This is a genomic window from Bacteroides sp. HF-4919 (assembly GCF_018860125.1).
Window position 1 is genome coordinate 13,579 of the sequence record NZ_JAHKNF010000001.1, and the last position, 14,756, is coordinate 28,334.

Consider the following 14,756-nt stretch of genomic DNA (forward strand, 5'->3'; position numbering starts at 1 on the left):
GTTATTCACTCTTAATACTATTCACCGGATTTTCATTGGCGATGTGCCAGGATTTCCAAATAATGCATATAATGATAAAAGCCAGTAGGCAAATAGCTATTGCCACATACCAGCCTATACTTATACATACCGTATCCCTAAATTGGCTTATCCATATTTGACTCACCAAGTAAGCTCCATATGTACCGATAGCAATTGAAGGAATAGCTACCCAGAAGATATCTTTAGATAACAAAAGCAAAACAGAACTTACTTCGGCGCCATTTATCTTACGAATAGCTATCTCTTTACCACGTCTGCGAACTTCATCATTCGTATACCCGATCAATCCCATCAAAGTGATAAACAGAATCGTTATAAAAGCCAATATAGTAGTATCACGGAATATCATTGTGGGACGATATCCCCTTTCCAAATCCCGCTCCAAAGAGGTGAACTCTATTTCTTCTTGTGGGTATATCTTTTTCATTTCATTATTCAACATACGCAGATTATCTGCAAAAGGTTCTTTAAGACGTACATGCATATTCACTAAATTAGTTCCCCATTCAATTTCTATGGGTTCATAGTCAGGTGGGAGTGTACCAAAACAGAAAGGAGCGAGTACTCCTACCACCGTTCCTCGATTAGGAATTATTTCACCAACGCCACTACCTGTCCAACCCATCTTTTCTACATAGGATTGATTGACCAGAAACTGCCTTTCACCAGTGAGGTTTTGCCCGGCCTTAAGCCGAAGCCCCATAAGCGGGACAAAATCCCTGTCAAATATACCGCAACGGGGAGTAAAAAGAGTATTCCCGTTCTCATCAGTCACCTGTCGGTTCCCAAGCCACATCATGCCTCCCTCAGCAGTAGCTACTCCTTCTACATAAGGCAACGATTTCAAATTATTACGTGCATTATCCGGCTCAGCAAACTTATGCCAACAAGATGCTATACGTTCCGGTCGATACCCCATATCTCTATTTGTAATATAATGGAACTGAAAAAAAGTCACACACATCAATCCAAAAATAAAAGCTACCCCTGCAAATTCTATAAATAGAAGTATCCGCTTCCAACCCATATTCCCTTTAGAGTAATGATGGAAAACCTGCGTTACCGGAATTGAAGAGAATACTTTTCCCGGCAATACACCTCCAATAACAAACAAAAAGGCAACTACCGACAATGGAGCCCATAGATTGTGCCAAGTGAAAAGAGATGATAACGACACTTCCGCCAATTCTTCAATTTTTTCCTGGAACTGGAATAAAAGTACTACCATGAAAAGCAGAGAGATCCCTATAATCAAAGCTGTTTCATATATAAACATCGAAAGTATAGCCTTATCAGACGCACCATTACACTTGTGAACGCCGATTCCTTTTGCCCGCTGAGAAAGTGAAGAAATAGAAATAAGTACATAGTTCATAGTGGCGGCAAAAAGAATGGCAAAACCCAATAAAGACATTATTAAAATTGTCTTCCGCACATTAGATTGCTCCAAATGAATAGTACGTAAAGGTACTACAAACATATGTAAATGCAGATTCATTTCAGGAGGAATGTGCTTTGCAATCACCTTATCAATACCGGCATTGATAGCATCAGCGCTTCTTTCTCCGTCTTTTAAGCGGATAAAAGCATTATAATTACCACCACTCGTCCAACCCGAACGTCCCCAACCATATTTATTATGGCTGGCAAAAGAAAGAACCATTTCGTGACGTTCCAGCGATACATTATCCGGAAGATCGGCATAAACTCCTCTCACCAAAGCTTCAACTTGAGTGCCCCAAATCATCAGATGTAAGGTTTTTCCTATAGGATCCTCTTCACCAAATACTTCTCGTGCAACAGACTGTGACAGAAAAACCACATCTGGGTTGGTCAAATCATTCGGATTGCCATTAATAACTTCTATCCCCATGGTACGAAAATAAAGAGAGTCAGATAAAATGAAAGACCTATTCAACTTTCGGTTACCTATCTTTAAAGTAGTTCCGAAAGACAAACTCGAAAAAGCTGCACTTTCTACCTCTTCCGGAAATTCCTCAGCAATGGTAGAGGCTACCGGAATCAATGTATATACTCCGGCATTCCCTTTAATCACTCCATTCTCAACCCACTCCGTTTTTACGATGTAAAGATCATCCACATCCTGAAAAAAGTTATCATAACTAAGCTCAAAAGCAACTCGAGAGAATAAAATAATAGAAACTAATAACCCCAATGTCAGAGATATTACTTTAATGACATTACTTCCGCGTCCGCGAATCAATGTCAGAATGGTATAATAGAATTGTTTCATCGTATGATCCTTTTTATTATTAAGCAGTTACACTCGCCACAATACTGCCATCGAACAGATGGTAAGGACCTTTCTTTTCACCATCCTTATAATGCACTGTAACATTGACGGCACATACTTTATCAGCCTCGTAATAATGGTTGTCAAAACTCAATTCAAAAGTAACACGTGCAAAAAGCAGTATCCCCATAAATAATCCCAAGGCCAACGAAATAATTTTAGCCAGATTTAAACTCCGCCTATTAAGAAGAGGCTGGAAAGTGTAGTAAAGTTGTCTCATATCTCTGTCTGTATATTATTATTTTAGAAAAACAGAAGTAACTCAATAATTATAAAGTTATTTATCTATTATAAGACAGAAAGCGTGCCAAGACACATAAAACGCGCCATACTAAGCTATTACCAATTACCAAGCATAAATAAGTTGTCTAAAAATTAGACACCAGCGTATAAATATTAGACAGTGTTATAAGCCTGTAAACTATATTTCTCACTTATATTAGCAGAACAAATATTCCAGAACAGAGCAGCCAATTCCCTTTTGTTTTCGGCCTCTCCACACACCATTATGCCCCCCATAGTGGACTTACACCACCTGGTTAGTTATCATGCACGGTATACAAAGAGAAGGCGTCCGGACAGCAATTACCATCCTAACACCTTTAGCAATTCTCTCTCCGCAGCAATAGCATCGGATGTAAGAAGGCTACCTTGATGATGTGGATTATCATTTTCTAATTTCCGCAGTTTTTCGGCCTCCTGCATCGGAATAAGCTCCCATCCCGTCACTTCGCCAAAATCATATGAGAAGACAGGTGTGCCCTTTAATGTTAAGTCTGTATTTTTTTTCACCTTATTCATAGGAAACATTTTCAAGTGCTCACTCCCTTGCCTTCTGGTGCGCACCAAGATATCCGGTTCACCATTTTCAATCGTTGCGAAAATTAGGCGTCCTTCTCGGTTCGCTCCATTTTTATAGGCGTATCCCCGTTTCTTCTGTAACAGCAGTCTGAGTGCAACCCGATTCACGTAACCATTGTCATAACAGAGTAGCAGATTCCCCTCTTTTTCGTGCACTCCAATAGCCAAGGTCAACAACTCATTGTCCCAATGTGGTATCTCATCGGTCAAGATGTATCCGTTATTATCCAATAAAGAAAGATAAGCCTCTACTTCGATTTCTCCTCTCTCTTTGGGGTGAAGCGGATTAGGACGGATCAAAGATGTGGATATCATTGCTTTTTTAGAAGCGCCAGCTTTCCTATCTTTTTTCTTCTTCTGTTCAAGGCTGGCAGCAAACGCCGCGGCAAAAGCTGTTTGTACCCCTCCCGTGGCCTGCAAGCTTCCACTAACCAACTCTTCTGTAGCTTTTTTACTTGCAATGGTTTGGGTAATAGACTCAAGTTCAGCCTTAAGTGTCTCTTTTTTCCTTTGCTGTTGCTTCAGCAAAGCATTTCCATCCAGCAACATGGTAGAGTTCCCCTGCCTTTGCCACACCACTCCATTAAGTTCTATCAACTTGCCATAACAAGGCACCTGTATACGACATATCTCTCGGTCAGCATACCGGGGGAAATCAATATTTATAATACTATTCACGTCTTTTCCCATTGTCAACACAATGCGCTGTCGTATAAATCGTTCATATGCATCCGAATCACACACCATATACGTGTAATCATTCTTCAACCCGGTCACTTTCCCAGAATCTGCCACGCCAATAAAAAGTGTGCCTCCGGACGCATTCAAAAATCCATTAATCGCACGCAAAATCACGTCTCCCTGCTGTTTCATGTCAGGAACTGTTTTTCCGGCAGGATATACAATTGATGATTTAAACTCTACCTCACCGCTTTCCCGTCCTAACAATGGAATATCTTCATCTTGATTATTTCCTTTTTCCTGATCGGTTCGGACATAGGGTTGCACCAGTTCTCCCGCTCCGATGCGTTGCAGCAATTCGTCACGTAGCGGACGCAAATTCTCGGCTGACAAAGTACGGTATAATAAGCTGTTTGCCATCACTAAAGAAATGATATGCTCCTTGTTTTCATCCTTTGTAGTGGCAATACTCGTTACCAAAGATGGTTCAAAGGGACGATTATAGAAGTAAGCCAAAATATCAAGGAGGCTCTTTAGAGAACGGAGTGACGGAAACCGCGCGATAACGTCATCATCAATGCGGGAGAACCCTGTCCAGCGTACCTGTCCGGTATGCATGGCAAAGCTATATATATTTTCTTCATAGTTCATTCGTAATGAAAGATATTCGGTTAGTCGGGCATCATCCGTCAATCCAGACAGAAGACGCGCAGCCCCTAACAGATTATAACGAATAGAAAGTGCCGGTTCAACGGTAACCGCCATAAGCAATAACCGGGGGAGCTCTCGTATTACAGCCGGTGACAATTGCTGTCCAAGGCGTACCACGTCTTCATCAGTAAGAGTCTGTCCCAACTCATTATCGGGCTCATCCATCTCTTCATCTTGCGGATGACAATAGCTAATATATTCGCTGACCAGTCTTGACAGCGCGTTTTCTTCATCAATCAATTCTTCTACATTATCTACATAGGCCGCATTGATATAGCCGCTATCATTAATGTCCGTCACTTCCAGTAAAGCAGTTGTACCAATCATAGGATGAGAGTTTCCTAAAGGAGTAAAGAGCGTATAGCCCTCCTCACTTACCCATATACCGGTCGACTTAGATATACGGATCAATTTCGCACAGACTTGTTTTCCCGGACGTATTTTCCGGATTACCATATCAAAGAGTTCCTGCTGGATACTAAAAGCCAATCTGCCATTCTCTTCGGTCTTCACCACAGTCGCCTCAAATGTGTCGCCTTCATAAAACACACTGCCCAAACTGCGAATGTGATAACGACAGACTTCATTGGCCATTAGCACACCGCTTCCCTCGTAACAGGGATCAGTTATATCGGCAAACATCAATAATGGGAAACGCGCATTAAAAGGACGTAATGTAATAGTGACTCGTGTATTTACAGATGGCAAAGTTTTGATAACTACCTTCTTCTGCTGCAGAGGGATTCCCTGAGAGAGTTGCACACACAATTCGTCCCAGCATTTTTTCAGCATAAAAAGATTTTGCGACTCCGATGATTTCGGTTTTAATTCTTTCTTAATAACAACACATACCCGTCCGTCGATCAACGACACCCACTCAGACAGCTTTTGCCGCTCTGCCAGTGCATTAGGCGAACATCCGGCATAGAATACAAACGAATTGTCACGCAACAAAATCCCCCCATTGCCAGTAATATGTTGCGCCACTAATTTTTCTTCATCGACAGTCGCATTGCTGACAAATGAACGCAATTTAGCTACAAATGATTCGGGTTTAAACTGAAGAATATCATCCCATGTAAACTCCGGACGATAAAGTTTTCCGGCAGACATCAACACTCCAAATGCTTTATCTATCAGAATGCGCGTAGAAAGCGGACTTATTTGGCAACTGTAACGATAAAGCATCGAACGCCACACTGATAAAGCGGATACTTCTTTGTTCCGGCAAAGCAAAAGAAGGATCGCTATCAATTGCACCATCACTGTCGGAGAAAGGTTGTTATTCATGTCTGCCCTCTCTACGGTCCAGCGCACCAGTTCAATAACTGTTTCCAAAACAGGATCGTCCGAATCTGCAGAATCGGATACCACGTAACGGGAAACCTCTGCCAAAACAAACATGCTTTTTTCGATGAGCGAATGATCCATGCGAAACAGCGCCACCAAAAGGTCTATCTTCTGTTGACGCTCTGTCAGATAACCAGACATGCGCACTTTATTGAACAGCTTTTGCAAAAAAACATCGACCTCACCTTTACGTATCATCTCCACCCCCTTCAGCAACGATTCGCCTACCGCAATTTCCCGTTCACCCTTTTCACGCAATGAGTGAGCGATTTCAGATGAGTAAAATGTGAGAAAGCGAGAATCTTCCATCATCCATTCCAAAATGCGCCTCCGATGATAAGTCAATGAACACACCATATCCAAATCACCCGCTTCGATAGCGGCTTCACGTTTGTTGTTCAGCACAGTGAGATACGATAATACCCACTCTCCGGCATGACTATCATACTGTGCCAACATCTGCACCAATTTCTTATTTTTATCCGGTTCTGCCCGCAATGTGTCCAACTGTATATCGACAGGCAATGTTTCTGCCGAAACATTGCGCATCAATTGCGCATAAGTCAGAAAATTAGTTTCGGTATCCATATCATAGTCCGCAAGCGCCACACTGAGATTGCCTTCCGAATCAATATGTTTCACCGTACAACGGATATTCCGCCCCAAAGTAAGTTGCTTGTCAACCGGAGCCTGAATAAAAGCACGCAGCCCGTTTGTGTCAGAACCATAATAATTACTACAATGACCCGACATGGAACTCAACTTTTTGTGTACCACAAACGGATAAGTATTACCTATCGTATAAAGTGAGCGGGAAATATCCCCTTTATGCTGTATAAAGAGAGGTGAATTATCAGCATCATAATCATGTACAATACATTTTATTTCTTTGGGTAAAGGTTGTTTCTGTTGAAAAGGAAGCATCTTAACACGATATTTCATTCCACATTCTTCTACCAAATAATAATGCTGGTCTCCCACAACCATAGTTCCGGTCACTTTCAAGTTATAAATAGAGTCTTTATTGTATAACATAATCATGTGCAAATTGTGTGTTTTTACAAAAATACATCTTTTAAATATATTAACAAGGTTTTTTATCTTTTTATTCGATCATAGTGATGATTTAAAAAATAATTTGCCACACATCATGCCGACTTGATGAGGTAATACAACCTGTTTTTCACGATCACTTACAATCTGTCATTTTGTATTTTAGAAATGCGGAGAAACGCTTTTTTAAGGTCCGAGGAAGACGGATCGAATAAAAACACGTGGATTTTGCAATAGCATAATTCACAGATCTTGCATTTTGGCGATATTTTGATCACAATGAAAGGATATTAGACAACATTTCAATAAAATAAAAAGCCAAAACAGCAATGTGATTTTAAAATGATATTCGCATAATGTTCATTTGTGATTGGATTCCAAAAGAAAATGCTCTTTTTTAAGGGGCGATTTATTCTCTTTCCTACGGCTTGCCCTTGATTTTCTTTCTGAGAGTTAATATCCTGAAAGCAGGAAGTTAACTTCTTGCTTTCAGGATATTAACTTTCTATCGCCAAGAAGTCTGTTCTTTGTTTTTACGATGTTAACTTCCTGTTGACGGCTTTCGGATTTCAGACAATAAACAGTCCCAATATTTATATATGACTTGCCGATTCACTCCTGTTTCACTGTTTTTAGAGAAATGAACAGTTAGTCTAAAAAGACTTTTTGCAATTTCTTGATATGGATTTTAGGATATTACTTCCATAATGTCAATCGGAAAGTGTGGATTTAAATTGGTTTTATCGGGCGAAATTCAATCAGGCTCTCACTCTTTGCAGACAACAATATTTGCTTATCGAGAAGAAAACTCTATCTTTGCATCGAGTTTTCAATTCAAAAGAATAGTTTATGGATAAGAAAAAAGGAATGATCGGAATCTTTCTCTCTTGCTTGTTACTTACCGGTTGCGACATGATAGACTACCATCCCTACGATGTCAAAATCAAAGGCGAAAGAGATATTAATAACAAAAACATTGAAAAAATAGAAGCCAAATGTCTGAATAAGACCACTATCCGCTTTATAGCTATGGGTGACTCGCAACGATGGTATGACGAGACAGTAGACTTTGTAAATGCCGTAAATAAACGAAACGACATCGACTTTGTAGTGCATGGAGGCGATCTGAGCGATTTCGGACTAACAGACGAATTTCTATGGCAAAGAGATATCATGAACAAACTAAATGTGCCGTATGTCGCCTTGATTGGTAATCATGACTGTTTGGGAACAGGAGAAGAAGCATTCAGGAAGATATTTGGAGATACTAATTTTTCATTTATCGCAGGAAGAGTAAAGTTTGTATGCCTCAATACGAATGCAATGGAATATGATTACTCCGATCCGATTCCGGATTTCAATTTTATCGAAGCGGAATTGACAGAACGTTCGGACGAGTTTGACAAGACGGTATTTTGCATGCATGCCCGCCCTTTGTGCGACCAGTTTAATAACAATGTAGCCAAGATCTTTCAAATGTATATACGTCAATTTCCAGCCCTGCAATTCTGTACTGTAGCCCATGAGCATCGTATCAGTGCTTCGGATGTATTTGAGGACGGAGTAATGTATTACGGCAGCAATTGTATGAAAAACCGCAGTTATTTAGTATTCACCATAAAACCTGAAGGATATGATTATGAAGTGGTTGAATTTTAAATACACTCTTTACACTGTATTGGCACTATTCTTGTCTTGTCCGGAAGACGCTTTGGCACAGGCAGACAAAAGTGATGAAGAAGAAACCGAAGATACTGTTCTGGTCTCCAAATCGGAGCCCAGCAAATATGATAAACGCATCCACCGTTTCCGGAAAGGATGGAACTCTTTGATACCGACTCACAATAAAATACAGTTTGCCGGAAATATGGGCATGTTCTCTTTCGGAACCGGATGGGATTACGGACGGAGGGATCAGTGGGAAACCGACCTTTTTCTGGGATTTATTCCCAAACATGACTCACATCGCACGAAACTGACTATGACCCTCAAGCAAAACTATATGCCTTGGAGTCTTGAGTTGGGGAAAGGCTTTTCTACGGAACCTCTGTCATGCGGGCTCTACTTTAATACGGTATTCGGACACGAGTTCTGGGTAAAAGAACCCAGCCGCTATCCGGAAGGGTACTATGGCTTCTCTTCCAAAATCCGTACCCACATCTTTCTGGGACAACGGTTAACCTATAACATAGATAAAGACCGCCGTTTCTTTACCAAGTCTGTCACACTCTTTTATGAATTGAGTACTTGCGACTTGCTGCTGATAAGCCGTGCCACAAACCGTTACTTACGGGCACGTGACTATTTAAGCCTATCTTTCGGATTAAAATTCCAGTGGCTATAACGACATAAACAAAAGATAAAATTTTATCTCCCCTCTTTCTCCTGTCAGGAGGGGAGATAATAAGATATTTCCCGGATTTAGATTCATTTTGATCCTCTGTAATAGAGAATTGTTATTAACTTTGCCGCTAACAATTAAATTTCAATCTTCTAAATGGGAACCATTATCATTGTTGACGATAACAAAGGAGTACTGACAGCAGTGCAGCTATTACTGAAAAATCATTTTTCGAAAGCCATCACCCTCTCTTCACCAGTCAGCTTGTCATCTGTTCTGAGAGAAGAAAATCCGGAAGTCGTCTTATTGGACATGAATTTCACTTCCGGCATCAACAACGGCAACGAGGGCCTATTCTGGTTGCACGAAATCAAACGCCAATACCCCAATCTCCCGGTAGTACTTTTCACCGCATACGCCGATATTGATTTAGCTGTACGAGGTATCAAAGAGGGCGCTACCGACTTTATCGTAAAGCCATGGGATAACCAAAAGTTAGTCGAGACTCTGCTAAACGCTGCTTCACAGGTCAAAGAAGGCAAAAAGAAAAACCGAAAGAAAGAAAATCCTTCTATAGCTGCCATGTACTGGGGTAAAAGCAGTGCTATGCAACAACTTCGCATGCTGGTAGAAAAAGTAGCTACAACCAATGCCAACATATTGATTACGGGAGAAAACGGCACCGGAAAAGAAATGCTCGCCCGGGAGATTCACGCCCTGTCATCCCGTTATAAAGAAACGATGGTCTCCGTAGACATGGGGGCAATTACCGAGTCTTTATTCGAAAGCGAGCTTTTCGGACATGTGAAAGGTTCTTTTACCGATGCACATGCCGACCGCACGGGTAAATTTGAAGCAGCCAACCATAGTTCTCTCTTTCTTGACGAAATCGGGAACCTCCCCTACCACCTGCAAGCCAAACTGTTGACAGCCATCCAACAAAGAAGTATCGTACGGGTAGGTAGTAACGAACCTGTTCCTGTAGATATCCGGCTGATTTGTGCTACCAACCGGAATCTACAGGGAATGGTTGATAAAGGAGAGTTCCGCGAAGACTTACTTTACCGTATCAACACCATTCATGTAGAGATTCCGCCTTTGCGTAATCGCAGGGAAGATATTGTCCCACTGGCCGAACGCTTCATTACACGTTTCTGTAAACAATACGACAAAGCTCCCATCAGCCTGACTGCATCTGCTTGTGAAAAGCTGACCGCACACTCCTGGTACGGCAACATCCGGGAACTGGAACATGCCATCGAAAAAGCAGTCATCATCTGTGACGGCAATTCGATACCTGCCGAAATGTTTCAATTGGTACAAAAAACAGAAATACAGCAAACCGAAGCTTCCACACTTGAGGAGATGGAAAAAGCCATGATCCGGAAGGCATTGGATAAATGCGGAGGCAACCTTTCGGCAGTAGCTTCCCAATTGGGAATCACCCGCCAGACACTATACAATAAAATGAAAAAGTTCGGCTTATGAAGACTCACATCAGACTACTTACCGAACGATATTGGTTCCGCCTTGGAGTGAGCCTCTGTTTTGCCATAACAGCGGCTCTGTTTTACTCAAACAGAGACTTCGTTTGGATGATATTGAGCCTCTGTTTTTTAATCTTCAGCATCTGGTGGCAATTATCTCTATACCGCATCCATACCAAGCGGGTTCTTTTCATGATCGATGCGCTTGAGAACAACGACAATGCCATTCACTTCCCGGAAGAAAACACCACACCCGAAACCCGGGACATCAATCGTGCACTGAACCGGGTGGGACACATATTATATAATGTAAAATCAGAAACAGCACAACAAGAGAAGTACTATGAACTTATTCTTGACTGTATAAACACAGGAGTATTAGTGCTCAACGATAACGGAGCCATCTATCAAAAAAATAACGAAGCACTCCGTCTGTTAGGATTGAATGTACTTACTCACATCCGCCAACTGAGTAAAGTAGATGTGACATTGATGCAAAAGGTGGAATTCTGCCGTACCGGAGAAAAACTACAGATAACTTTTAATAATGAACGGGGCACAGTCAATCTTTCCATTCGCGTATCGGATATTACAATACGCAAAGAACATTTACGCATCCTCGCCCTCAGCGACATCAACAGTGAATTGGACGAAAAGGAAATTGATTCATGGATACGCCTGACGCGTGTATTGACTCACGAAATAATGAATTCGGTAACTCCCATCACTTCACTGAGCGATACCCTGCTCTCACTTTCCGATACCCATGACGAAGAAATACGCAACGGTCTCCAGACCATCAGCACTACAGGGAAAGGGTTATTAGCTTTTGTAGAGTCTTATCGACGTTTTACCCGTATCCCCACTCCCGAACCATCTTTGTTTTATGTAAAAGCCTTCATCGATCGCATGGTAGAACTGGCACGGCATCAGAACACTTGCGAAAATATCACGTTTCATACAAATATTTCTCCTGCCGACTTAATTGTTTATGCCGATGAAAATCTGATCTCGCAAGTTGTCATCAATCTGCTCAAAAATGCAATTCAAGCTATCGGTACACAAGCTGGCGGAAAAATAGAAATCAGTGCCCGTTGTAACGATTCGGAAGAGGTACTGATAGAGATCAAGAACAATGGTCCCGCCATTCCCCCGGAAATAGCAGACCATATCTTCATCCCATTCTTTACGACCAAAGAGGGAGGTAGCGGCATCGGACTTAGTATCTCTCGCCAGATCATGCGTCTGTCCGGAGGAAGCATCACCTTATTACCGGGTAAAGAAACTAAATTTGTGCTGAAATTTAAGTAAAACCATTGTTTCCAAAATGCCATATCAGTATTATTAGCAACGCAATAGCAACAGTTGCCGGCAAACAATGAGAAAAGATTCCTGTTATTAATAATATATCAATTCAATCTTTAAAGCCATGACCTATCTTGCTAACAACCCTTTATTCCACGGAATTTCGCCCGAAACGCTATCCCGTGACTTTGACGGAATCGTTTCTCACCTCCGTATGTTCCGTAAAGGTGACATTCTTGCCAGACAAGGTGACGTATGCAACCGGCTGATGATATTGCTAAAGGGCAGTGTCCGGGGAGAAATGATCGATTATTCGGGCAGGCTGATTAAAGTGGAAGATATTATCGCCCCTCGTGCGATAGCCCCACTTTTCTTGTTTGGTGCCGACAATCGTTACCCGGTAGAGGTCACAGCAAACGAAGCTACTGAGATTTTTGAAATTCCTAAAGAAAGTGTACTGAAGCTATTCCGGAGAAATGAGAGATTCTTAGAAAACTATATGAACCTTTCGGCCAATTATGCCCGGACACTTGCCGACAAACTATTTTTTATGTCTTTCAAGACGATCCGGCAAAAACTGGCCTCGTACCTACTCCGGATTTCAAAACAGCAGGAGGGAAATCCTATACTACTCGATCGCTCACAGCAAGAATTGGCCGATTATTTCGGAGTGTCACGCCCCTCACTGGCACGCGAACTGGCACACATGCAGGATGATGGCCTGATCAGAACAGACCGGAAATTAGTGCATATCCTGAGAAAAGAAGATTTAATGCAGTTGATACAATAAAATCTCCAATCTTTTTTCTATTGTTTGTAACATTGGTTACAGAACTACCTCAAATCCTCCACCTATCTTTGCCTTCAATTAAGAAACCAATTAATACGTAAGAATTATGAGTATGTTCTGTTATCAGTGTCAGGAAACCGCAAAAGGTACAGGCTGTATCCTTAGCGGAGTATGCGGGAAAACTCCCGAAGTAGCCAATATGCAAGACCTCTTGCTTTTTGTTGTACGCGGAATCGCAGTCTACAACGAGGCATTACGCAAAGAAGGACGTTCTTCTGCCCAGGCAGATAAGTTCATCTTCGATGCCTTGTTTGTCACTATTACAAACGCCAATTTTGACAAACGGGCCATTATTGAAAAAATAAAGAAGGGCCTCGAACTTAAAAAAGATTTAGGTAGTCAGGTTACTATCGAGTCCGTCCCCGATGAATGTACCTGGTATGGCGATGAATCAGAGTTTGAAGAAAAAGCCCAAACTGTAGGCGTACTTCGCACTCCGAACGAAGACATCCGTTCACTGAAAGAACTGGTTCACTATGGCATTAAAGGTATGGCGGCATATGTAGAACATGCCTATAACTTAGGATACGAAAACCCGGAAATATTTGCTTTTATGCAACACGCACTGGCAGAACTGACCCGCGAAGATATTACGGTAGATGAACTGATAGCCCTCACACTCACTACCGGAAATTATGGGGTACAGGCAATGGCCCAGCTTGATACTGCCAACACCAATCATTACGGAAATCCGGAAATATCTGAAGTGAATATTGGCGTCCGGAACAATCCGGGTATCCTTGTCAGCGGGCATGACCTGAAAGATATAGAAGAATTGCTACAGCAAACAGAAGGTACCGGTATAGACATTTATACCCACAGTGAAATGCTGCCGGCACATTATTATCCCCGGCTGAAGCAATACAAGCATTTAGCAGGAAACTACGGCAATGCCTGGTGGAAGCAAAAAGAGGAATTTGAGAGTTTCAACGGTCCCATCCTCTTCACTACCAATTGCATCGTTCCACCTCGCCCGAATGCCACTTATAAAGATCGGATTTACACAACGGGAGCTACCGGTTTGGAAGGTGCTATCCACATCCCCGAACGTAAAGACGGAAAGCCCAAAGACTTCTCCATCATCATTGAACATGCACGACGTTGCCAACCACCGGTAGCAATAGAAAACGGTACGATTGTAGGCGGATTCGCCCATGACCAAGTAATCGCATTGGCCGATAAGGTGGTAGAAGCAGTAAAAAGCGGTGCTATCCGCAAGTTCTTCGTCATGGCCGGATGTGACGGCCGAATGAAAAGTCGCAGTTATTACACAGAGTTTGCAGAGAAACTTCCCGCAGATACAGTGATCCTGACAGCAGGATGTGCCAAATATCGATATAATAAGTTGCCTTTAGGAGACATCAACGGCATTCCCCGAGTACTGGATGCCGGACAGTGTAATGACAGTTATTCGCTCGCTATCATCGCTATGAAATTGCAGGAAGTATTCGGACTAAAAGATATCAATGATCTGCCAATCGTTTATAACATTGCGTGGTATGAACAAAAAGCCGTTATTGTTCTGCTGGCTTTGTTAGCACTTGGGGTGAAAAAGATTCATTTGGGCCCGACACTTCCTGCATTCTTATCACCTAACGTAAAACAGGTACTGATCGATAACTTCGGAATCGGAGGTATCAGCACAGCAGACGAAGATATTGCAAGGTTCCTGGCATGATATGAACGGTAAATGATGAACAGTAAACGATAAACGGAGGACTCTTGCCCATGGCACACAACCGGTTTATCGTTTACCCTTCA

General features: G+C 42.0%; 9 protein-coding genes. 6 read left to right on the plus strand and 3 right to left on the minus strand.

Annotation, left to right across the window (positions count from 1 at the left end; all coding sequences use genetic code 11):
• Position 1: 1 nt before the first annotated feature.
• The 3 genes from KO473_RS00060 to KO473_RS00070 all read right to left on the minus strand — a co-directional run bounded on the left by KO473_RS00060 (position 2) and on the right by KO473_RS00070 (position 7,000).
• Positions 2 to 2,296, minus strand: a complete 2,295-nt coding sequence (locus tag KO473_RS00060; RefSeq protein WP_122130796.1) for an ABC transporter permease — start codon at positions 2,294 to 2,296, stop codon at positions 2 to 4.
• A gap of 19 nt (positions 2,297 to 2,315) precedes the next feature.
• Entirely contained in the window at positions 2,316 to 2,576 is a 261-nt protein-coding gene (locus KO473_RS00065) for a hypothetical protein (RefSeq protein ID WP_005820096.1), read from the minus strand.
• A gap of 365 nt (positions 2,577 to 2,941) precedes the next feature.
• Positions 2,942 to 7,000, minus strand: coding sequence for a helix-turn-helix domain-containing protein (locus KO473_RS00070; protein ID WP_005820092.1), 4,059 nt, complete (start codon positions 6,998 to 7,000; stop codon positions 2,942 to 2,944).
• A gap of 861 nt (positions 7,001 to 7,861) precedes the next feature.
• Between KO473_RS00070 and KO473_RS00075 the strand changes: the two genes are divergently transcribed.
• From KO473_RS00075 to hcp, 6 genes are all read left to right on the plus strand, one after another.
• On the plus strand, positions 7,862 to 8,671 hold the full coding sequence (locus KO473_RS00075; RefSeq protein WP_005820090.1) for a metallophosphoesterase: 810 nt from the start codon (positions 7,862 to 7,864) through the stop codon (positions 8,669 to 8,671).
• Positions 8,646 to 9,356, plus strand: a complete 711-nt coding sequence (locus KO473_RS00080; protein ID WP_005820088.1) for a hypothetical protein — start codon at positions 8,646 to 8,648, stop codon at positions 9,354 to 9,356. The genes KO473_RS00075 and KO473_RS00080 overlap by 26 nt, the downstream gene beginning before the upstream one ends.
• A 153-nt stretch (positions 9,357 to 9,509) precedes the next feature.
• Positions 9,510 to 10,841 carry a sigma-54 dependent transcriptional regulator gene (locus KO473_RS00085; RefSeq protein ID WP_005820087.1) on the plus strand — a complete coding sequence of 444 codons (1,332 nt, stop codon included), beginning with the start codon at positions 9,510 to 9,512 and terminating at the stop codon, positions 10,839 to 10,841.
• On the plus strand, positions 10,838 to 12,151 hold the full coding sequence (locus tag KO473_RS00090; RefSeq protein ID WP_005820086.1) for a PAS domain-containing sensor histidine kinase: 1,314 nt from the start codon (positions 10,838 to 10,840) through the stop codon (positions 12,149 to 12,151). Before KO473_RS00085 ends, KO473_RS00090 begins: the two co-directional genes overlap by 4 nt.
• A gap of 118 nt (positions 12,152 to 12,269) precedes the next feature.
• Positions 12,270 to 12,935: a Crp/Fnr family transcriptional regulator gene (locus KO473_RS00095; protein WP_122130800.1), complete on the plus strand. Its 666-nt coding sequence runs from the start codon at positions 12,270 to 12,272 to the stop codon at positions 12,933 to 12,935.
• 106 nt (positions 12,936 to 13,041) lie between these two features.
• Positions 13,042 to 14,673 (plus strand): hydroxylamine reductase, encoded by a 1,632-nt coding sequence (gene hcp, locus KO473_RS00100; RefSeq protein ID WP_122130802.1) that lies wholly within the window; start codon positions 13,042 to 13,044, stop codon positions 14,671 to 14,673.
• Positions 14,674 to 14,756 lie beyond the last annotated feature (83 nt).